Below are 316 nucleotides of genomic sequence, written 5' to 3'. Positions count from 1 at the left end.
CCTGAGCCGGACTATCCGGCCGAGGCAGCGGTGCGCAGTGTGCGCCAGAACGGCGCCGTCAAATGGCAGGGCGCCGAAATCTACGTCTCGGCCACGCTGGCAGGCGAACCGGTCGCCATCGAAGAAACTGAGAGCGGCGAATGGGCGATGCGCTTCTATGCCCATCCGCTCGGGTTTATCGACCACAAGCACGGGAAACTGGTTCGCCGAAGCGCCGCGCCAACCAAACCGCTTGGCGCTGCGGCGAACTCAACATAAGGCGAAAACTGTTACCTATGTATCCGGTTCAAACTGTTACCCATCTATCGGCTGGACA

General features: G+C 60.8%; 1 pseudogene. It reads left to right on the top strand.

Annotated elements, in window-relative coordinates:
- Window positions 1–258: pseudogene (locus AC04SG_RS32935) on the top strand (integrase); the annotation flags it as partial.
- Window positions 259–316: the final 58 nt, after the last annotated feature.

The organism is Mesorhizobium sp. CNPSo 4684, from assembly GCF_057784315.1.
Note: the sequence above shows the minus strand (reverse complement) of the source record. Positions and strands in the feature narration are given on the sequence as shown.